We start from the raw sequence: 19,145 nt of genomic DNA, 5'->3' as shown, positions 1-19,145 counted from the left end.
TTGAGCAGAAAGGACGCACATGCCATTTATAAGTATCGAGGGCATCGACGGCAGCGGAAAGACCGAGCAGGTTAAGCTACTTGTTGAGCATCTGAGAAGCGCCGGTCAATCGGTGCTACAGACAAAGGAACCGGATGGTGGACAACTGGGTGCGGAAGTGCGGGCGATACTGACACGACCCGACCGCCGACTCGATCCCGTAGAGCAGCTCTTGCTGGTGAGCGCTGCTCGTTTTGATCACGTACAGAGTATTATCCGGCCAGCATTAGCGAATGGCCAGTGGGTCATCTCCGATCGCTTCATCGATTCGACTTACGCGTTTCAGGTTGCGGTATCCGATGTCGACCTGCACCAGTTGTTCCGGTCGACCCGCGACATCGTCGTGGGATCCACACTCCCCGATCTGACGATCATCCTCGACCTTCCGATCGAGGTCGCAAGGAATCGGCGGGGCCAGCGTCACGACGGCGTTGCCGACCCGGCGGAAGCGACGCGGGATTTCGCGGCCATCCAAGACGCGCTACTAACGGTGGCACTTGAGAACCCGAGACGCTGTCATTTAATTGACGCGGACCAGTCGCCAAGTGCGGTTGCACGCGATATCTGGCAATTGGTCGAACCTTTTCTGCGAGACTCTCCGGCAACGCACTAAACGGCCGTGGCACGTCGCCTCAGATCTACTAATACCCGGAACACTTCATGAATCCACAAACCCGAAATCTGCTTATCCAGCGTGTGATTGACTCGCTTGGCATCTTAGCACCTGGCTCTATCTTCGAGCGTTTTGGGGTCATCCTGATTGAGCGAATGAACGATGTCAGGTTGGTGCAGCGCGGTTCGTCAGTAGGTGGCAGCCCCGTCGGGGGAGCGCTGGATGCCGTTTCCGAAGATGGCCGGATCGTCGTCGAGGCGTCGATCGTGAAGGGTTATTTTTCGGGCGCAATGAAAAAGCCTTGGAGCGATCTCGACCACACTCTCGCGCTGGCACCATTGCCCAAGACATCTATCTGCTGAGTTCGCAGCGCGCAGAAACTGGCGTGATCGAAGCGATGGTAAATGCGGCCCTCCAGCAGGATCGCATGGTCGGGCGACGCCTCCACCTGATGGACAGCCGCGCTATCGCCGAGGCCATCATTGACACGCTGATGCTACGGGACGACGCGATCGACGACCTGGCCCAACATCTACCCGTCCTTGCCGAGATCCGCGATGACCACCCCGCATCATTGAACGCTCCGCCGCTGAGCACGCTTTATGTTAAGAATGAAGCGATTGACGCAGAACTGGACAGGCTCCTAGAAACAGCCCCGTGTGTCGAGATCGGCGGCATTGGCGGCATTGGCAAGTCACAAGCCGCAGCCGCCTGCCTACTGCGTAGCGAACGCCGTTTCGAGTACAGGTTTTGGGTCAGCGGTCGCGACATCGACAGTGTCGAACGGCTCTCGTCGGTTCCGGTCCAGCGCGGCGGTGCCGAGCGTAACGTCAGTGCGCTGCTGCGCAGGAACCGCACATTCCTAGTCGTAGACGATGCAAACCCGAGCCTCGTGGTCGAACAGTTAGCCGCATTATGTGGACCGAACTCTCGGATTCTGATCACCCGGCAAAACCCGTCACCTGGAGCGTTCGCTATGCCGACTATGAAAGAGCTACAGGCTCGCGAATTGCTTGGTAAGGGGCTTGATACCCAGCCATCTATGGAGGAGTTCCAGACGATCTGGGGCGCAGTCGGCGGTCACCCTCTGAGCTTGGTGATGCTTAATGCCGCTGCGCACGAGGGCGTGTCGTGGAACGAACTAGCCGAGGACTGCGCTAATGTCGCTAATCTTCAAATTGACGGCGCACGGCTCGCTGACCGTATTCTCGGACGGCTGAAACCGGCGTTAGGGGAGGAGCTGTGCCTGTTCCAGTGGGCAGGCCAGAGTCACTGCGATCGCGCGTTCTTCAAGTACGTTGTCGGAACGTTGCGCTTGAGATCATTCGAACGTCATGGACTTACCGCGCCCGAGAGCGAAGCGTCGATCCGCATCCACGATATCGTCTTTACGGCCCTGAACTCGTTGAATTGGCTAACCGACGAGAAGTCACGACAAATCGACGCTAAGCTCGAGGCGTTCATTCTCAGGCAGATCAGTGAGGACGGACACGGCCTACAACTGATCGCATCGCAGTTGAAGGGCAAGATCGCCAGCAATGTCGAGAATGGTGATCGACGGCCGGCTTTCCTATACGCCTTGTCGATGGTCTGGATGGGTAGCGCCATTAAGATCCATTTGCTGCCCAACCCAGTAGAAGAGGCACAGCGGCTGAAGTCTTTGGGCGCGACCAACAACGACGTGGCCATCCTGGTAGTCCTCGAGTCGATCGAAGCAACGGAACGCTATCTGCGTCAAACGGCAGGGAACGCGGCTGCCGTCAAATGGTTAGGAACGGTCGTGCAAGCCTATGGCGACCTTGCAACCATGGCAGACCTTGGTGCCCGTCAAGCCGCTGAAATCAAACACCACCATGCAAAGACTCTTCGCGGCTTGGGGAAACATGCTGAAGCCGAACGCTTGTTCGAGGAGGTAGTAGCCAGCCATTCGCTGAATGACGCCAAACTTCAACTGATAAGGTTTGCCGGTTTCAGGGATCAAAGCTATGAGACGGCTAAGCAATATGCGTCAGAGATCATCGCTGAGAAGCTGGACACCGGCAGCGTGTCTCCCTCACTGCTGATGGCACTAGGTGACGCGCTCAATGGTGCGCGTCAATCCTGGGCGGGCGAACTCATCGAACAGCATGAAGAGCTGTTTCTTTCGGAAGCGCTGTACAGTGCAGCCATCGGTATACCGCAAGGCTATCACTCTGTCGCGAGCTTCGTCCGTGCGATGGTCTGGCACGCACCGGAGCGGGTCGAAAGCGTACTGGCGCGCCTGCCCGAACCAACGCCATTGATGCTGGACGATGACCAGAGCCGCGGTTCCTATGCGGAGATCATGCTGCTCGCAGCGGGCGCCGACGACAAACCCGTTTACCTGAACCGTGCTCTAGAAGCTTTTGAGACGCTGAAAGCGCCGGCCCCCTATCAGAAGCGCAAATGGGGCGAGACGCTTTACAAACTTGGTCGCTACGCGGAGGCGGAGACTATCCTCGAGACTATCAAAGACAAGAGCGGCCGGATCTGGTTGGCTCATAATCTGTCACAGGTGAAACTCGAACTGGATAAGTTCGAGGAAGCTCTTGCTCTCATTAATGAGTCCATTGCGGGGGCGATCGGCGTGAACAAAAAATACCGCAGCAGCTTCCTTCTGCAGCGCGTCAAGGTGAAGATCAAGCTAAAACAGGATCCAGCCGGAGATATCGCCGAGGGCCATCGATACACAACCAACCCGGGCCTTCTCGATCAGTTTTCCGCGTTCTGACCTTAGCGTGCCCGAGCTTTGAACTCAGTTCAGGGAATAGGTAACTCCGAACTGGATGATAAAACGAGCGACCATGCTGCGCATACCAACAGAGTTGATGGGCGTGGTGCCGCAAAACGCAGACGGGCAAGACGTGACGTGACGTGACTCAGGCATTGACTATAAATTATTAGCTTGGGCCAAGGCAGGCGAGGCTGCTGCAGATCAATGAATGGCTGGGCCGAGCAGTAATCTGCTTTACCCCGTTCGAGGTGCATGACGGCAATGGAAACTGAGCCAGCATAGACAGAAAAGCCGCCCTCTTTGGTGGCTTGTTTAGGCGGGGCTCTGTGATAGAGGCCTAGTTCCGAGGCACCTTACATTGCTGCCTCTTCCTCGGCTGTGGTTCCGCACCACTCACAGCTGTCGCCGAAGGATTCGTCGTAGGCTCCTTGGCTGACAATTTGACCATCCTCCTTGGCCAAGGAGTCCTGTTCGACGCAATCATTACACAGGGTCACGGTCGGGTATTGTTCGGCTGCACGATCGGACTGCATATCTCCAAAGACGGTACATGTTTTCATGGATATGGCTCCTAGATCGTGATGGCCCAGTGTAGCCACATTTGCGGCTTCGAGGACACCGGGCTTTGATAGTCTGTTGAAACCCATTCGCGCCTACCGTCCCCCCGGGCTACGTAGACATCTCTTTTCCTTGAATTTGATTCCGACCTCAAAAAAAGTCCATTCAGATGCTCTTTCGCCCAAATGCCAGCTCTAGTGACCTTTAGGATTAGCCAAAGCGAATGCCCGCTCGCCGAGTGTAGTCAATAGTGAAAATCCACTGTGGATCGAAACACAGGCGCTCAAACACTCCCCGTCGTGCGCTACCTTAGAACTTAATACTCATCACGACGCGACTAGGAACCATGGAATGAATCGCAAGCAGTTTCTGGAACAGCCGGACGTGCTCGGCCTCATCGAGTGGCTAATCGAAAACCTCCCCACTTTACCAGTGCATCTGAAGGTCGCGCGCAGCAGGTTCGTGCGCAAAGCGATCGACTGCAAGGTTCAAGGTATCGAAGCGGTTCAGGCGGAATATCAGTGGGGCGGGAACTGGGAGACGGTCAAGGCGGAGCTGCGCCGGCTGCGCATTCGCTTGCGCCTGGCGGTTCGCGCCCGCGATGAGTTCGCCACGCATGGGGCCTGCGAAGCGATTCTAGCGTGGGGAAATGTCGATGGCGCCGTCGGATTCCTCAAGGAGCAAATGCACGACAAGAACTTGGTGAATTACCTAAAGCGGTGCCAGGCGCTTCTCGCGCTGGACCGCACGCAGCAGCTCAACCACCTCACCAAGCAGAACATCCTAAGATTCGACTCGGGCATGACTAAGATCCATGCCCTGCTCGACACCACTGGCTCTCCCATCTATGACGGCCGGGTCGGTGCCGCCATCGCGCTGCTCTACCACCTGTACCGCCAAGGCACCGGCACCACTGCGCCGCAGACACTGGACTTCGCCTGGGGGCCGGGGATCGGCGACCAGATTCGAAACCCAAAACACTTAAAGCTTGGCTACAACGGTACACCGCAACTCTCCACCACCAGTCGCCACCTTTGGGCACGGCGCCAGCTCCAATTAGGTTGGATCATCCGCGCGGTACTAGAAGGGTCCGAACTATTCGCCAAGCAGCCCCAACTGGTAGACCGCTGCCACGCCTTTGAAGCTGGATTGTTCATGATGGGCTATGACCTACGCAGTCTAGTCCCCGACGGCTATACGATCCCAGTGCCGCCCAAGCCTAACTACCGGGTACGCAGGATGACCCGAGCGACCTGAGATAAACAAACTGATGGTTACCTGTATGTAGTTCAATAAGCGGGAAAATAGTCTTAAACACTCAAAAACGTCAGGACCTGAAGAAAAAAGACCACACAAGATTGGTAAAGAGACTACGCGTGAGCGCCAAAGCCTACGTCCACCCACGCGGAAGCCGTGAAAATTCCACCCAGAGCCAGTAGTTTTGTAGGGGTAAAAACGATCAAAAATAAAAAAGGGTCACGAGATAAAATCTCGCAACCCCTTGAATTATATGGTCGGGACGGAGTGATTCGAACACTCGACCCCTAGCACCCCATGCAAGCGGACTGCTCTACAGCCCGCCAAACCAGAGGCTTCGCGCCGGGCGCTCGCTGCAACGATGCCTAACTGTGCGCAACCGCGTTTTACAAAGTCACTCGGAAAGTCACTGAGCCTTTTTGGCACCCTCCCGGCGTCCTGCCGACTGAACACCAATCCAAAACCCTACAGCTCGTCGCTTCACGCTCGCCCGTCCTGCCCGCCTCGATTACTGTATATGCAACCAGTATTCAGCAAGGCATTCCCGTGGATCCCCTCTATATAGAAGACACCGACGACTGGCTCGGAACCCCTGAGCCTCTTGAAACCTGCCGTCACCAGCTCAGGATGTACGAAAACGAATTCGAGGCGCTCACCATTCAATTGGCGCGAGCTCTCGATAACGTGCAGGGATTGGTGCAGGAAAACGACCAGCTCAAGGCTGAATTGAAGAAAGCCCAATCCGACGTTGCCCGGCTCCACTGCCAAACAAGTGAGCAAGCTGGCCAGCTCAGTAGATTTGCCAACATCGCCCATCAGGCCGACGTCTTGTTTCAGGAAAATCAACGCCTGCTCAGGGAGCGGCGCGATAGCGAGGAAGAATGATCGCGCTTACGGGACATCCTTGAAGAAGATGTGGTGCCCGAGCTTCAAGGTCTGCTTGGCCTTCGCCGACCAGGCCGGCGCCCTGATGCTGGTGGCGTAGTAGTGCGTGGCGCCGCCGGTTGGATCTGGAACCTTGCCATCGATCACTTGGTCAGCAGCGATCCGACATTGCGCCAGCTCGCGGATCGGGATCTGTTTCACGCCGATCAGGAACTGATAGTTCGGGTCGGTCTTGTTCCAGCAACTGAACTGGTATGGCTTCTGGCAAACACCGGCATAGCCCTCCCCCCACCACGATTTCTCCTTCCCATCAAACACGCGGTTGCGGATCGTCCAGGCGACGGCGATCTGGCCGGCCGTTCCTTCTCCGCGCGCTTCGCCCCAAATCGTGCGGGCGAGGATGTCTCGGTCTTTCTCAGTAACAGGCATCACTTTTCTCCAGGCAAAAAAATACCCGCTCAATGGCGGGTTGCTGAATCGTTTACTGATTTACGCCGGGCGAACCGGGCGGTGTGCGGAATCAGGGAAGTCTGGTGCTCCATCGACCCAGGCGCGGATCTTTACCCGGTAGTCGCGCCACTCCTTCGATGTGCCAGGCAGCGCTGTCGGATCCTCGTCTTCTATGGCTGTCAGTTGGTTGGCGATGAGCGACATTTCCGTAGCCTGCCATTCGACTTCATCGACCATCTGCTTTTCCCGAAGCCTGATTGCTTCCTGGGCGTCGTATGCCCACTGAGGGACATCGTCATACAAAGCCTCACCCTCCTCGGGCTGGTAATCATCACTTCGCATGATGAATGAACCGTCTTCACGGATTGCGTAGGGCATCGTTTTCCCCTCGGTTAACGTTCAAAAATATAGCCTCGGCCATATAGCGAAGATGTGGCCGTGACCCAGACAATGTACTGGCCAAGAGTCGCCGCCTCTCGCGAAAGCGGAAACTGAACGGAGTTGGTGCCCGAAGCCTGAACACCCCAGTTCGCCCCCCCTGACGCAGAAGCTTGCTCAGCCACCGTGAAATTTATATTGGCGCCACTGGATGTTGCTATGGCCCATGTACTGACTTGCTTAGGGAAGACAAGATCGCAGTTTGTGACGGTGGGTGATGTTCCAGCGAACGACGCGAACAGCGTAAAAGGCGCGGTACCCGGCGTGCCCTCAATGTAAGTCATCGTAGAAATCTGTGGGTCGTGCTTGAACTTGTAAATCTGAGAGCCTGCACTCGCCAGTACGCTGCCCACGTACCGGCGAGAGGCATCGCCAGTTTTCTGGTACACCGACCCGCCCACCTTTGCCGGAACCACCGTGGAAAGCTCGATATCGCCAACGCCTGCGTTGTCATAGAGGTAGGCATGGTGAAACGTCGACGCGGTCAGGGTCAGTCCGGTGAGGACCTTGTCGGACGCCAGCCTCACCACCTTTCCGGCACTGTTGATGAATGCGGCGCCTGCCTCGATTGTCAGGCTGTTCCGGCCGGTGTAAACCAGTCGAAGGCCGTCAATGTAGCCCTTGCCAACACCGATCGAGGCAGCAGTAGCGGCGGATGCGGCAGCATTCGATTCGGAGAGTGCGGCGGCGTTTTTGGATGACAGGGCGGCGGCAGCCGAGCCACTGGCATTCGTTTCAGAGGTGGCTGCGGCGTTCTTGGAACTCAGCGCCGCTCCTGCCGAGGAAGATGCATTCGTTTCAGAAGTTGCCGCAGCGTTCTTGGAAGCCAAGGCGGCGGCGGCTGAGCCGCTGGCACCTGAGGCAGATGTCGCAGCTGAATCCTTTGAGGCGGATGCTGCGTCGGCTGAATCCGCAGCTTGCTGAACGCTTTCCTCTAGGCCATCCAGCGCGTCCCCGACTTCAAGCGAAGCCTGGCGCAGGGCGTCGGCGGTGTCCTTCACGTAGCCCTGCATCGGCGCAAGAGCGTATGCGCCATCCGTGCTGGTCGCCCCCTGATAATTCGGCGCAATCGCCAGCGCGGTGTCGCTGGCAATGTTGATGACTTCATACCATTTGCCGTCTGGCCCACGAAAGGCATCACCGACTCGGCCGTTTTTGATGAATGCAGTGCCGGCACCGATCACGGTGTCGGAATTTTGGACGACAGAGACCGTTCCTGTTTTGTACCAGGTCATTGAATAACTCCAGAAAAATGAATCAGGCCAGCAATTTGGCGCAGAGGAACGGCCGATGGCCTTGGTCAGTCCAGGCAGTGCTTGCCAGGCTGTACATCAGGATTCGGCCACCGCCGTAATCAACGCCCAGCGCGCAACCGCCACCCGTTGAATCGTTGTGGCAGTTCATCGCAAAGGGATTCAGGGAAATGTATTCATCGGCGCCAAGAGCCTTGCCAATCGACCAAATATAGCGACGGCCAACGGTCAGCTGCTCGAATCCGGCATAAGTCCAATTTCCGGCTGCGAACGTCACAACCACCGCCGGTGCCCCGCTGTCATAGACAAGCGTCCCGCCTCCATCCCAAAGACGCAGGCCGTAAGCCGCCGTCCCCATCGAAGCCCAAGCTGCGACGAAATACAGACCGCTGAGGTTTGCGTCGACGACCGAAGCCTTCATCGAGAAGCCCGTCCAGTTCCCCGGACCACCGTTGAACCAGACCGATATCGGAACCTGAATCGCCCCAGTTTGGTTTGGCCGGATGAATACAATAGGGGGGTCTTGACTCGTTACCGCGCGAGCAAAGGTGCCGGTGACGTTGGTACTGCCGGAATACGAACCCTTGGTCAGCATGCAAAGCCTTGGCGCGTCCGAATCGATCTGCACGAACTGGTTGTCGTTGATGCTCTGAAAGCCATAACTCATGTCGAGTACCTGATCGCGTAGCCCTTGGCGACAATTCTCGACTGAAGCGTCGAGGCGCCGGATGAAGGATTTTTCGGGCGCACTACGACCTGCCCGACTGATGGCGTGACATAGGGATACGACTTCTGGTTACCGGAACCATCTGTCTCCGACGATTGCACGTCCTGCACCCTCGTCGGGATGATCATGAACACGCAGTTCGCCGGGTTGAAGCCCGGGATGCTGAATGTGTAACTGGGCACCGCCCCGCTGAAATCGATCACGCCCTGCCAGATCACCTGGTAGGTGAACGTGGTCGTGTCCATGGATAAGTTGCCATTCTCGTCAAAGACCCTAGCTCCATAAGTCATGCGTCGAGATCTCCAAGCTGGACACGTTTCACGCCATTCTGATCAAACACCTTGATAGCTCGGTTTGTGATAGTTAAGCGGCCGCCGCCTGGTGCTGGGCCGTTAAACTCCAAGTTACCGGCTTTGTCCAGGCGCCACCCAAGGAAGCCAGCTATGAAATTGTCTGACTGAATGAACGAGCCAATTTTGGCGTTAACGATTGATCCATCCTTTACCAGAAGCGTGTTGATGAACACTTGCCCGCCCTCTACCGCAAACGGCACTGCGACGGCGCCGCCGGCAATGGTGTTGACCACCGCGAACCGGTCGGCGCTGACAATGAACTGGCTCTGGAAAACCCCACCAATGTTCTCGATCCCCAGGCCGACCCCCGCAGTGACGTACTGACCGCTCGCGTTGACCGACATCTTGACCGACCACATCGTCCTTAGATTGCCATCAAGATCTGCAAAGGCCTCTGCAGTTTCCTGAATCGCCGAGGTGTTCTCGCCGACGGTGGCCGTCAACTGAGTGAACTTCTGCGCCGTTGCCGATTCGTTGGTAACGACCGTCTGCTCCAGTTCAGTGAGGTTTGCCGTGTTCTCGCCGACCTTGCTGTCCAGGGTCGTCAGCCGCTGCGTCGTCGCCGTGTTCTGCGTCGTCCGGACTTTCACCTCCTGGGCAAAACTGGTGGTGGCGTTCCAGCCGCGCAGAGCATCGAGCGCGTCGCCCTCCCCGCTGTCATCACGGGAGGCTGCCCGCAGGGTCTGGAGCGCAGTCGCCTGGGCGGTCACCACGCCGTCGATCTCGGAGATGTCAGTGGTATTTGTCGAAACCTGCTCCGCAAGACCATTAGCTGTCTCAAGGAGGTCGCCAACATCTTCCCAATAAGCAGGATTCGGCGGGGGCGTATCAACAGGCACGGTCTGAAGAGCCATATAAATCTGGCCATTCTCGACGATCATCTGACCCTTGAGATAAACCTGATCAGGCTCATAACCCTTCAGCCCGTCGAGCGCATCGATTTGATCTTGAAGCCCTGGGATCTTGTCGATTTCGCTCAGGACATCCTCACCCAGCTCAGTTCGCGTTATCTTCCCGAGCAGCGCTGCGAGGTACGCCGACACATCGTTTGACGTCTGTGCTGGAACGTAGAGGAACGAACTTTTTCCGTAGGCATTCGATGATCGAATGAAGTAGTAGTAGTTCGTCCAGAAGCCCAGCCCTGTGTGGGTGAAAGTCAGGCCCTGCCCCAGATATTCCGCATCATCCGACGTAGCTGTCGGCGATGTACTGAAGAAATACTCGTAGGTGCCGCCGTTCAGGCCATTCTGAGCGTTGTGCGGGATCAGCACCATGTTGTCGATCGAGGACTGCACCACGCAGCTTTCCGGGATGGGCGGCCCATTGATGCTGACGGTGATCGTTGCCTCACCAGACCGCGCCATCGGACCGACTGCGGCTACGCTCATCGTGTAGTTGCCAGACGGAAGGCCGTTTATGGCGATCTCCGTCGAGGTGGCAGGCACATTGTGCGACTGCACCGCTTTCGCGCCCTGCCGGACGATGACGACGTATTCCTTCACGATTCCAGTCGGAGGCAGCCACGACAGCACACCCTGAGTTACTTCGGCCGTGGTGTCCTGCGTCCACGTCAGAGCGGTCGGCGTACCGAGACCACCCGCCGGCAGGCTGATAAAACCGATCGGGTTGTACGGCTGGCCCACGGCATCATCGAAGATGGCCGCCTCGTATTGCTTGACTTGGACGGTGCAGCCCTCGCTGTCGCCCATTGACCAGTCCGAGACAATGAACTCGCCAAGAATGTTCAGCGACGGAAGATTTACGCGCACCACCCGACCCGGCCGGCAGTTGTAGCCCGAGAAGTTCATCGGAATACTGATCGCGCCACCAGCGCGGCGCCTGCGCAGCTCCATATTGGCCAGGCGCTGCGCTTGATACGGATCGGTGACGTAGGAGTAAGTCAGCGTTTCCGCTGCCTCCCCGCCGTCCTCGACGATCCACTCATCGACACTGATCTCAGGGTAATCCGTCTCAGTCCAGGACTGCGATGGATCGATAAATGTGCCGCGAACGGTATTGATTGCTGAATCATTGGTCGGCTCGGTGCTGCCGGTGACCGTGCCGATCACCATGTCTTCGGTGATCTCGAAATCGTACGGTCCGTAGTAAGCACCCGCTTGGAACATCCAGCGGCCGCCCACGCGGATCAAGTGCCCGCCCGACGCGGCTTCCAGCTTCTGCAGCACTCCCGTGCGCTGCTCGTCCGCACCGATCACGCAGCCAGTCCTGTAGCGCTGGCTGACCGAGCCGTCAGCATTCGTCAGCGCTTCATCGCAGACGTTTGCCGCGCTGGCGAAAGTTTCAAAAACAATCTCGCTATCAGGAACGCCACAGCGCGCGCGCAAGAACCACAGCAGGTGCAGTGCGGTGTTGCCGGTGTACACAGCGGTGCCGGTACGCGGATCGTAGATATCGTTTCGGCCCCGCACAACAAACCGGGCATCCGGAATGCCTGAGGGGAATTTCTCCGCGCTGTACTGCAGTGAAACTCGGACAAAAGAAAGGCCACGCCCGATTTGGCTGTCTTTCCAGTCGGGGCAGTGCGCCTTCAGGAAAGCATTCACTTGTGTAGGGTTTACGACCAGCTCAAAAGTTGCCTGTGCGCCGTAGCTGCTGATGTCCTCCTCACCAAGATAAATGTTCTCGAGCGCCGCTATCGGCCCCTCGCAAAGCACATATACGAGGTGAAGCCATTCGCCCTCCCCTTGAGCGCCAAGCTCTTCCTGCGCCCAAACCAGAACACCGCCGGTGGAAACCCGTCCGAGGATGAAGCGCACCGGGGCTTTCGAAGACCGTACGGTCTGCGCCGACGGCTCGTTGTCGCGGAGCGGTGACTTGGTGTTGAGCTTTTCCTGCTGCTCCGATGCGTAGAAGGCCAGCGCAGCGCCGGCGACCGCGCCCCACGGGCCGCCTTGGGCAAAACCAACAACTGCACCAACCACTACCGAAGCAAGTTTTCTGACGCCGCCGCTCATTCAACCCTCCATGCGGCCAATGGCTCGCATACGACACGGGCTGCGCCGTCGTCGGTTGTTGCCCAATAATCGCCAGCCCAGAAAACAGCCATGCTTCGGCCGCCGGGTGCGTCGTACAGCACCACGTCTCCGCGCTGAATGAACGTCAGCGGTACCCTTGCAAAATGGGCATCCCACGCCGCCTCAAGGCTGCCGTGCTGCTTTTTCAGCTGCCGCTTGGCGCCGGTTTCCGTGGTGTATTTGCCGCGATAGTTCTCGGCCGGATCGACACCACAAGTCGCCGCCGTGCAGTCGGCTGCGAACAGGCAGCAGTCAAATTCGCCCCATGAAAAAGGCCGCTCCTGGGCGGCCTTGATCGTTTCGTTCAGACGGGTTGTCCAGTCTCGGTAGCGCATGGCTAGCTTCCATAGGTGAATGTCGGTGCGTCCTTCTTCGAGCCCCAGTAAATGGGCCACTCGGACATTTGGGCGATGGCGTAGAAGAACCGGTCGCCCTGATGGCGCGCGCGGTGGTTTTCGTCGGTGAATCGTTCGGTACCGGTGCGACTCCACTCGGCCATGCGATCGATAACTGGGACGGTGATGCTGTTGCCGTCCTCTCCATTACCGGCGAAGGAGAACTTCGCAGCGTCCATCCGGCCGGAGAACAGAATGTCCGCTGCGTAGTTGCCGGCCTCGTCGAACACCACGAACATGACTTTGGCCATGCGGCCTCGGCAGCCTCGCACGTTCGTCTCGGAGAGGATGTAGGCGTCCAAGCCACTAAGGGTAAGCTCGACCGACATGGGCGAGCCGGAGTTGTCGCTTTCCTGCGACTGGCTGACCTGGCCAAAGTTGCCCACCCCCTGATAGGTGATGCCGTCGACCACCAGATCACCGGTACCGGTGTGCGCGAAGACCATGCCGTCGACGAAATCGAGTTGCACCGCGTACACAGGCATGAAGCGGCCCGTGGCGATGATGTTCACGACACTCTGGCTGAACGGAAATGCTGAGGGCATCAGAACGCCTCCCTGAATTGGTAACTGCCGTTCGCGATAACCGGCTTAATGGACATCGCCCACGTATCGGTGGTCATGCGCATTTCCGAATACGGATTGAGGTATTCGACAGCGGTGCCGGCGGTGAGCGTCTTGCGGATGCGCTTGTTGACTGACACCGTCACCCTGCCCTGCGCGTTCGCCGATGCAGGATCGGTAACCTCGAACATCTCGCCCGCGATGGTGATGTAGTCGCCGGCGCTGAAAGCTGGGGCATTCGCTGTTGCACCGCCGATAACCATCGAGCGGGCCTGCGCATTGCCGGTGACCACTGAAAGCGCTCCGACGCTGTTGGTGCGCTGGCGGGTGAACGCCGGCAGGTTTAATGTGCCCATCATGCCGTCGAGCTTCCCGAGGAAAGAGGTCAGCTGTCGCTCCTGCTCTCTGGTCAGCACTCCGAAGGTCAAGGTGCACTGCCAATACGCGCCCGGGTAGCCGACGATCTGCTGGGCGTTCGAGAGCGTCGAGGTGAATGCCCTGCTGTTGTTGACGATGCCCCACGTCATTTCTGACGGGCGCAGCGAAGCCGGCCACGTGAGAGCCATGCAGTACTCCTTAAATTGCTTAGCGCCGCGCGATCAGCTGGCGGATGGTTCCGTTCATTTTCAGGTCGCGCACGACCAGCTCGTAGCCGCCCTTGGCGCCCTGCATTGCGGCCTCTCGCACCATGTTGACGGTGGCGTCGTCTGGCGTGCCTTGGAAGCTGAAGCTCTGCTGGATGACCGGAGCAGCGGAAGCCCCCGATGAGATCGGAACGACATTGGAGGTAGATCCCGCAGCAGTAGCGCCGACGTAGCCGCCATCCGCGTACCCTTTGGCGTTCGCGTTCATGCGCTCAAGGAATTCTCGGGCGCCCGGCTGACTGACCGCTTCCTTGCGGACAACGAACTCGCCGCCGTGCACAACGCCCTTCGGCTCGAACTTGCCGCCGTCACCGGTATAGCCGCCGTCGGAGAAGCCGAACTTCGAGCTGTATCCGGCTGCCGATGCGCCGAGAGTGGAGGACGTTGCGCCCGCCGATCCGGCCGCGAGGCCGTTGCCGGCAGCAGCGCCACCGGCGGTCAGCCCGCTGAAGATCGTGCCGAAGATACCCACCGCCGCTTGTCGCACCTGGATGCGGATCAGGTCGGCGATGATGCCGTCGGCTAGATCCTTGAACGACAACTTGCCAGTCTTTACGAACTGGATGATGCCGTCTTCCATGTTGCTGAAGGCGTTGGTGAACAGGTTGCGGGTTTGGCCGGCGACATCGCGCGCCTGCTCCGAGTAGGTCTGAAACGCCGACGAAGCACCGAGCGCCCAGTCCGATTGGGCCTTGTCCACGTCCGTGTAGTACTGCTGCTGCATGGCGAGGCGGGTTTGCAGGGCCGAACGCAGGGCCTCGGTCTCCTGGTTGTACAGCTCGGTCTTGCTCGCCGACTTGTCGCCTTTGTTGTAGTCATAGGTCAAACGATCCATCTGCGACTGATACGACTGCTGGATTTGCTGCTGCTCCTGCAACCGCTGAAGCGCCTTATCCCCCAAGCCTGCGCCGGCCAACTTATCGTTCAACCCGCTTTGCGCAAGCTTGAGCTGTGAATTCAGATTCTCCTGGAATGCCAGCAGTTTCTGCGTCTGGTCAGCCGAGATCTTTTTGAGCTCGTTCTCTTTCTCCAGACCCGCGTTGCGCTTGAGTTGTGCCGTGATCAACTGCTGATTTGCCAAGAGCGACTGCTGATCCGCAGTCAGAGTTTTCTTTCCTTTGATATCAGCGAGCTCCTGCTCCCACTTGATCAGCGCTTGCTGCGCGGCCCCGAGCTTTTGAACGCCATCTCCTTGCGCCCCGATCAGAGAATTCTGCTGAAGCAATACCGCGTATTGCTGCTTGGCCTGATCGAGCGCTTTTATGCCGGCGTTTTCGCTGTAGGCCTTTGCCTTGGGCTGGCTCTTGTCGAACCTTGCCTGGATGTCGCCCACTTCCTTATCGATCGCCGCCTGTGACTTGCCGGCCTCAACGCCGACTTTCCTCGCCTCGGCAATTCCCAGCGCCAACTTCTTCTGATCCGACATGTTTTTGCTGGTAATTGAGGCCCACTTGCTCTCGGCAGCAATTCGATCTTGATTCTGGCGAGTTGCAGCGGCATCGATTTCTGCTTTTGATGCAGCGACATCACGCTGCTGCTTCAGCGACTTAAGCTGAGCCTCAATGAATTTTGTCGATTGACTGTCTGGGCCGAGCTCATCGCTGAAGAAGCTCGAAAGGAAGCCTCCGGACTTCCGCCCTTCCAGAACCTTTTCCAGATTCGCAATCTCCTGATTCAGGTCAGGGAATAGAGAGCTCTTTACGTTGGAATAAGCGTTGCTAATCGCGGTGCCGATATCGTTCCAGTTGCGCTCAACCTCTGAAAGTGAATCGCGATACTTTTTCAGTCGCTCCTGAGCATTTTGGTTCAGTGACTCGCTTAGGGAATCAAGCGCCTCCTGCTTTTTGCCTTGGTTGTCCAGCGCAACAATCACCTCATACTGCGCCGACGTGAGCAGCCCATACTGGGCGCTGATCTTTTCTGCTGCCTTGGTAGCGTTGTCACCCATGTCGCCCAGAGACTTGGCAATCTCACCCGCGCCCTTCCCGGTGAACTCTGAAATTGAAGCTGATGCCTCGGCCAGATTCTTGAACTGGACCTGGCTGAGCCCGCTGCTTGCGGAAAGTGCCACCACAGCGTCTTTAGCCTGCGACAAGTTTCCTGTGATCGTAGCGGTGTCCTTTGAGATCTTTGAAAGGCCTGCTGCAGTTTGCCCAGAGCTTGCTGAACCTGAAAATAGGGCCTTGTTGAAGGCGCTGACCTCTTGTTCGGCATCGTAATAAACCAGCGCTAAAGCACCCGCTGCCGCGGCCACAACAGTAAAAGGGTTAACGAGGCTTATCAGGTAGCCACCCAACGCTTTGGAAGCTGCTCCGATCCCGCCAAACGAGTCTTTGATCTGGGATCCCTGCTGAAGGAAAACCGTCAGCGGCGCCTGCCCTCCCTGAAGCGAGACGAAAATATCGGAGAACTGGGCCGGCAGCATTCTCATTGCGGCGGCAGTTTGCTTTGAGGTGTTGCCCGTGCGAGTCATGGAATCGTTGAAGCGGGTGAGCTCAGCTCGGGTAGCACTGATTTTTGCTTGATAGTCGGTATAAGTGTCCAGCTCCAGCTTGCCAGATGCGCGGTGGCGAGCCAGCTCCTGCTCCTGCCGGTCGAGCTCATTGAGTTTTTTTGTCAGAGGATCGATTCGTGCGAGCAACGATTCAACTTCTTCGCGCTCAGAGGCGAAAGATTTCGTCGCCTTATCGGCACTCTTGCCGGCGCCCTCCATTCCAGCCCCAGCCTTGTCCATAGCTGGCTTTACGCGAAGCCCGGCATTCTCTAGCGCCTCCAGGGCCTTACGCGTGTCCGCTGCTTTCTGTTCTGCGTCCCGACTATCAATCTCCAAAACCAAGCGCGATGTTTGAGCCATGCTTTTCTCCAGGCATAAAAAAACCCGCCGAAGCGGGTTATTTGTGCAGGCATTCAGCTCTGCAAGATTTTGGCTTTTTCAGCCTCGTACTCGGATTCGGTAAGTAGCCCTTTATCTTTAAGGCCGCCGAGGCGCTCTATCTTCTGATATTTATCTTCCGAAGGCTCCGTTTCAGGACGCACCCTGATGGGCTCAACCGGCGGAATGGATGACGCTGACCATACAATGGCGATCACCCATCCAATGAGTGTCCAGCCGAGGAGCAGGTTCAGCAAAAAGATTGAGTTGAAGTTCGGGTGCCGGCGGTGATACGCGTTAAGGCATGGCATGAAATAAACCATGAACACTACGAACAACAAAACCAGCATCCCCAGCGGCCCGGTATCGTTTTGCATGCCAAATCTCCCTGAAGTAATGGCAGCAATCTACCACTATCCGCCGGAAGCGCCAAAACCCCGAAGGTGCGGGGTCGTGGATCAGTCAAGATCAAGCAACAATTGCATAACCACCGGGAGAGCAGCCATTTGCGCGGTAGATGCTGTAAATTTCCGACCTCCGAGCATCGAGCGCGGCGAAAGAACTTCGTCCCTCGTTGATCTGGTCGAACACCCTCATAAGTACGCGCGAATCAAGGGTTCGCGCCGAAGCCAGAATCGCCTCGCGATCATCCATGAGGCAGAAGTGACGACTCATCAACAGGTAAATGTGGGCGACTTCCTGATTGTTGAAGAACAAGCCGTCGGTATCGGGTCGCCCAATCCACTCGCCTTCCAGCGCGTAGGCTGCGACGAAGTTGCACGCGTCGGCCAGGCACTCAGCTGGGATCAGCGCAGTGCGGTGCACATTGAAGCGAGAGCGCAGACGACTTTTCATAGTCTGCTTGAAGCTGCGCTGGAGCGAATGAGGGACTGGTGAGGCCTTCTGATCAATCACGCGATCTAGGACATTTTCGCCACTGGTGCCGATGACGGCCCCGACGAGATCACCCATGGCTCCGTGGTGATCGACGTAATGTCCGTGCTTGCGGATTGCAGGAAGAACCTCTGAGGTGATCCATTTTTTAAAGCGGCGTGCATCATCTTTCCGGCTGGTCAGGATCAGAGAATAGAGTCCCGACTCATTGACGACGTTGAGTTCCTGCATGTTGCGGGAGCCCTTCATACTGTGAAGGGCTTTCTCGTCGTCATCCAGACGGCTCAATGCGCGCGTCGTATTCACAATACTCAGCGAATTGCAGACATCGGCTGCGACAAACCATGGCTGGTCATCAATCAGCAAAGTGCGCACCTCTTTCTTGTCAAACCTGAACGGGATGACATTAGATTCCGCTGTGCTATGATTCGACATGACGATTTCTTCCTCGAAGTTGATCTCGTTTTCCGAAGCCTCAGTGTTCCCGCACTGGGGCTTCTTCATTTTTAAGCTGCTGCTTGCTCTTGCCGCTTCTTCGCCGCCGTCAGCCAGAAAACAATCTCGGCGGTCTGGGACCGGCAATTTTCCTTTGCACTTTGCTCTACCCACTCCTTTACCTCCTCCGGCAACCTCAAATTGAACTGCGGATCTTTCCTGCTCATCAGCTCACTCCTTGTATAGCACTTTGCTTGGTCTGGATTAAAGCACTTTGCTTTATTGCCGTCTATAGCAAAGTGCTACAGAATCCGCCGCATGAGCAAAGAAGAACTGCAGGTCAATTTCAGAATGCCGGCTTCCCTGAAGGGTGAGCTTGAGGCGATGGCAAAACGAAACCACCGCTCTTTAACGGCGGAGATAGTCGCGCGCCTGGAGCGAAGCATTAACGACCCTGACGACATGGGGATCAGCGACAGGGATCGAATGGACCCTGAAAGCGTTTTCTTCACCGATCCATCATCTCCGCCCAGCATCACAACCAAAATAGATAAGGAGCAGCTGCTCTCAGACTCTCTGAAAGAGTTTGACCCTTATCAGCCGGGTGTAAGTGATGCGATTCGGCGCGCCTACGAAGCTATTCAAGCCTTGGATGTACTGATGGGAAACGCCTCATCATCGAAAGGCCCAAAACCTCGGAAAAAATTTCCGAAGGAGTAGTCCTAACTTTAAGTTAGGGCGTCACTCCTCATCTGCGGCCAAGCACACCGCATCCAGCGCAAACATCACATCATCAATCTCATCGCGCGGCAGCGGCGACGGGTGCGATTCCAGCCAATCGGAGATCTCCCGCGCCGAGAGTGGCAGCGGAAACGCCCCGGCCATGCCGGCGATGTACCGGCGGCCGCGAGACACGTTCCGGTAAAGGTTGAGCAGGTATGCGGTGAGAGGGTCATTCTCGGGTTCGCCGGGAATCGCCATC

21 protein-coding genes and 1 tRNA gene are annotated in these 19,145 nt (G+C 57.2%); 6 read left to right on the top strand and 16 right to left on the bottom strand.

The genetic code is table 11. From position 1 onward, the window contains the following. The first annotated feature begins 19 nt into the window (after nt 1–19). Genes tmk through M5G18_RS11740 form a run of 3 tightly spaced genes read left to right on the top strand, consistent with a single transcriptional unit; the run spans nt 20 to nt 3,401 of the window. The gene (gene tmk / locus M5G18_RS11750; RefSeq protein ID WP_273899867.1) at nt 20–652 is read left to right on the top strand and encodes a dTMP kinase; all 633 of its coding nucleotides are present in this window, start codon (nt 20–22) and stop codon (nt 650–652) included. A 47-nt stretch (nt 653–699) separates the two neighbouring features. Next, nucleotides 700–1,014 (top strand): hypothetical protein, encoded by a 315-nt coding sequence (locus M5G18_RS11745; protein WP_273899869.1) that lies wholly within the window; start codon nt 700–702, stop codon nt 1,012–1,014. 23 nt (nt 1,015–1,037) lie between these two features. Then, nucleotides 1,038–3,401, top strand: coding sequence for a tetratricopeptide repeat protein (locus M5G18_RS11740; protein WP_273899870.1), 2,364 nt, complete (start codon nt 1,038–1,040; stop codon nt 3,399–3,401). 356 nt (nt 3,402–3,757) lie between these two features. Here M5G18_RS11740 and M5G18_RS11735 read toward each other — a convergent pair whose 3' ends face one another. Beyond that, entirely contained in the window at nt 3,758–3,964 is a 207-nt protein-coding gene (locus M5G18_RS11735; protein ID WP_111452654.1) for a hypothetical protein, read from the bottom strand. 349 nt (nt 3,965–4,313) lie between these two features. Here M5G18_RS11735 and M5G18_RS11730 point away from each other — a divergent pair, with 349 nt between their 5' ends. Beyond that, the gene (locus tag M5G18_RS11730) at nt 4,314–5,219 is read left to right on the top strand and encodes a hypothetical protein (RefSeq protein WP_273899873.1); all 906 of its coding nucleotides are present in this window, start codon (nt 4,314–4,316) and stop codon (nt 5,217–5,219) included. A gap of 254 nt (nt 5,220–5,473) precedes the next feature. Here M5G18_RS11730 and M5G18_RS11725 read toward each other — a convergent pair. Further along, a tRNA-Pro gene (locus M5G18_RS11725) sits at nt 5,474–5,542 on the bottom strand. A gap of 223 nt (nt 5,543–5,765) precedes the next feature. Between M5G18_RS11725 and M5G18_RS11720 the strand changes: the two genes are divergently transcribed. Continuing rightward, nucleotides 5,766–6,104 carry a hypothetical protein gene (locus M5G18_RS11720; RefSeq protein WP_273899874.1) on the top strand — a complete coding sequence of 113 codons (339 nt, stop codon included), beginning with the start codon at nt 5,766–5,768 and terminating at the stop codon, nt 6,102–6,104. Nucleotides 6,105–6,110: 6 nt separating this feature from the next. On the opposite strand, the gene M5G18_RS11715 is transcribed toward M5G18_RS11720, so the two are convergent. The 13 genes from M5G18_RS11715 to M5G18_RS11655 form a co-directional block, all read right to left on the bottom strand. Continuing rightward, nucleotides 6,111–6,533 carry a cell wall hydrolase gene (locus M5G18_RS11715; protein ID WP_273899875.1) on the bottom strand — a complete coding sequence of 141 codons (423 nt, stop codon included), beginning with the start codon at nt 6,531–6,533 and terminating at the stop codon, nt 6,111–6,113. 60 nt (nt 6,534–6,593) lie between these two features. After that, entirely contained in the window at nt 6,594–6,932 is a 339-nt protein-coding gene (locus M5G18_RS11710) for a hypothetical protein (protein ID WP_273899876.1), read from the bottom strand. 14 nt (nt 6,933–6,946) lie between these two features. After that, nucleotides 6,947–8,227: a hypothetical protein gene (locus M5G18_RS11705; RefSeq protein ID WP_273899878.1), complete on the bottom strand. Its 1,281-nt coding sequence runs from the start codon at nt 8,225–8,227 to the stop codon at nt 6,947–6,949. A gap of 22 nt (nt 8,228–8,249) precedes the next feature. After that, the gene (locus M5G18_RS11700; protein ID WP_273899879.1) at nt 8,250–8,912 is read right to left on the bottom strand and encodes a hypothetical protein; all 663 of its coding nucleotides are present in this window, start codon (nt 8,910–8,912) and stop codon (nt 8,250–8,252) included. Beyond that, nucleotides 8,909–9,217 (bottom strand): hypothetical protein, encoded by a 309-nt coding sequence (locus M5G18_RS11695; protein WP_273899880.1) that lies wholly within the window; start codon nt 9,215–9,217, stop codon nt 8,909–8,911. Before M5G18_RS11695 ends, M5G18_RS11700 begins: the two co-directional genes overlap by 4 nt. 41 nt (nt 9,218–9,258) lie before the next feature. Next, entirely contained in the window at nt 9,259–12,300 is a 3,042-nt protein-coding gene (locus M5G18_RS11690) for a phage tail tip fiber protein (protein ID WP_273899882.1), read from the bottom strand. Beyond that, the gene (locus tag M5G18_RS11685) at nt 12,297–12,695 is read right to left on the bottom strand and encodes a DUF6950 family protein (RefSeq protein ID WP_273899883.1); all 399 of its coding nucleotides are present in this window, start codon (nt 12,693–12,695) and stop codon (nt 12,297–12,299) included. Before M5G18_RS11685 ends, M5G18_RS11690 begins: the two co-directional genes overlap by 4 nt. A gap of 2 nt (nt 12,696–12,697) precedes the next feature. Then, entirely contained in the window at nt 12,698–13,300 is a 603-nt protein-coding gene (locus M5G18_RS11680; protein ID WP_273899885.1) for a hypothetical protein, read from the bottom strand. Continuing rightward, nucleotides 13,300–13,884 carry a hypothetical protein gene (locus M5G18_RS11675; protein ID WP_273899886.1) on the bottom strand — a complete coding sequence of 195 codons (585 nt, stop codon included), beginning with the start codon at nt 13,882–13,884 and terminating at the stop codon, nt 13,300–13,302. Before M5G18_RS11675 ends, M5G18_RS11680 begins: the two co-directional genes overlap by 1 nt. Before the next feature lie 19 nt (nt 13,885–13,903). After that, entirely contained in the window at nt 13,904–16,816 is a 2,913-nt protein-coding gene (locus tag M5G18_RS11670; protein WP_273899887.1) for a phage tail tape measure protein, read from the bottom strand. A gap of 53 nt (nt 16,817–16,869) precedes the next feature. After that, nucleotides 16,870–17,211, bottom strand: a complete 342-nt coding sequence (locus tag M5G18_RS11665) for a superinfection immunity protein (RefSeq protein WP_212550518.1) — start codon at nt 17,209–17,211, stop codon at nt 16,870–16,872. Between the two features lie 91 nt (nt 17,212–17,302). After that, nucleotides 17,303–18,232 carry a BRO-N domain-containing protein gene (locus tag M5G18_RS11660; RefSeq protein WP_273899889.1) on the bottom strand — a complete coding sequence of 310 codons (930 nt, stop codon included), beginning with the start codon at nt 18,230–18,232 and terminating at the stop codon, nt 17,303–17,305. Between the two features lie 2 nt (nt 18,233–18,234). Next, a complete protein-coding gene (locus M5G18_RS11655) occupies nt 18,235–18,390 on the bottom strand; it encodes an Arc family DNA-binding protein (protein WP_273899890.1) in 156 nt (51 codons plus the stop codon). Nucleotides 18,391–18,481: 91 nt separating this feature from the next. Between M5G18_RS11655 and M5G18_RS11650 the strand changes: the two genes are divergently transcribed. Beyond that, complete coding sequence (locus M5G18_RS11650; RefSeq protein ID WP_273899891.1) at nt 18,482–18,883, top strand: Arc family DNA-binding protein; 402 nt, start codon at nt 18,482–18,484, stop codon at nt 18,881–18,883. A 21-nt stretch (nt 18,884–18,904) separates the two neighbouring features. On the opposite strand, the gene M5G18_RS11645 is transcribed toward M5G18_RS11650, so the two are convergent. After that, nucleotides 18,905–19,144 (bottom strand): hypothetical protein, encoded by a 240-nt coding sequence (locus tag M5G18_RS11645; RefSeq protein ID WP_273899893.1) that lies wholly within the window; start codon nt 19,142–19,144, stop codon nt 18,905–18,907. Between the last annotated feature and the right edge of the window lies 1 nt (nt 19,145).

This window comes from Pseudomonas aphyarum (assembly GCF_028657055.1).
Taxonomy (GTDB): domain Bacteria; phylum Pseudomonadota; class Gammaproteobacteria; order Pseudomonadales; family Pseudomonadaceae; genus Aquipseudomonas; species Aquipseudomonas aphyarum.
Note: the sequence above shows the minus strand (reverse complement) of the source record. Positions and strands in the feature narration are given on the sequence as shown.

Bases quoted from the DNA above. Each gene is read 5' to 3' on its own strand.
- tmk (WP_273899867.1), top strand. From the start codon at position 20: ATGCCATTTATAAGTATCGAGGGCATCGACGGCAGCGGAAAGACCGAG.
- M5G18_RS11745 (WP_273899869.1), top strand. From the start codon at position 700: ATGAATCCACAAACCCGAAATCTGCTTATCCAGCGTGTGATTGACTCG.
- M5G18_RS11735 (WP_111452654.1), bottom strand. From the start codon at position 3,964: ATGAAAACATGTACCGTCTTTGGAGATATGCAGTCCGATCGTGCAGCC.
- M5G18_RS11730 (WP_273899873.1), top strand. From the start codon at position 4,314: ATGAATCGCAAGCAGTTTCTGGAACAGCCGGACGTGCTCGGCCTCATC.
- M5G18_RS11715 (WP_273899875.1), bottom strand. From the start codon at position 6,533: ATGCCTGTTACTGAGAAAGACCGAGACATCCTCGCCCGCACGATTTGG.
- M5G18_RS11710 (WP_273899876.1), bottom strand. From the start codon at position 6,932: ATGCCCTACGCAATCCGTGAAGACGGTTCATTCATCATGCGAAGTGAT.
- M5G18_RS11705 (WP_273899878.1), bottom strand. From the start codon at position 8,227: ATGACCTGGTACAAAACAGGAACGGTCTCTGTCGTCCAAAATTCCGAC.
- M5G18_RS11700 (WP_273899879.1), bottom strand. From the start codon at position 8,912: ATGAGTTATGGCTTTCAGAGCATCAACGACAACCAGTTCGTGCAGATC.
- M5G18_RS11695 (WP_273899880.1), bottom strand. From the start codon at position 9,217: ATGGACACGACCACGTTCACCTACCAGGTGATCTGGCAGGGCGTGATC.
- M5G18_RS11690 (WP_273899882.1), bottom strand. From the start codon at position 12,300: ATGAGCGGCGGCGTCAGAAAACTTGCTTCGGTAGTGGTTGGTGCAGTT.
- M5G18_RS11685 (WP_273899883.1), bottom strand. From the start codon at position 12,695: ATGCGCTACCGAGACTGGACAACCCGTCTGAACGAAACGATCAAGGCC.
- M5G18_RS11680 (WP_273899885.1), bottom strand. From the start codon at position 13,300: ATGCCCTCAGCATTTCCGTTCAGCCAGAGTGTCGTGAACATCATCGCC.
- M5G18_RS11675 (WP_273899886.1), bottom strand. From the start codon at position 13,884: ATGGCTCTCACGTGGCCGGCTTCGCTGCGCCCGTCAGAAATGACGTGG.
- M5G18_RS11670 (WP_273899887.1), bottom strand. From the start codon at position 16,816: ATGGCTCAAACATCGCGCTTGGTTTTGGAGATTGATAGTCGGGACGCA.
- M5G18_RS11665 (WP_212550518.1), bottom strand. From the start codon at position 17,211: ATGCAAAACGATACCGGGCCGCTGGGGATGCTGGTTTTGTTGTTCGTA.
- M5G18_RS11660 (WP_273899889.1), bottom strand. From the start codon at position 18,232: ATGAAGAAGCCCCAGTGCGGGAACACTGAGGCTTCGGAAAACGAGATC.
- M5G18_RS11655 (WP_273899890.1), bottom strand. From the start codon at position 18,390: ATGAGCAGGAAAGATCCGCAGTTCAATTTGAGGTTGCCGGAGGAGGTA.
- M5G18_RS11650 (WP_273899891.1), top strand. From the start codon at position 18,482: ATGAGCAAAGAAGAACTGCAGGTCAATTTCAGAATGCCGGCTTCCCTG.
- M5G18_RS11645 (WP_273899893.1), bottom strand. From the start codon at position 19,144: ATGGCGATTCCCGGCGAACCCGAGAATGACCCTCTCACCGCATACCTG.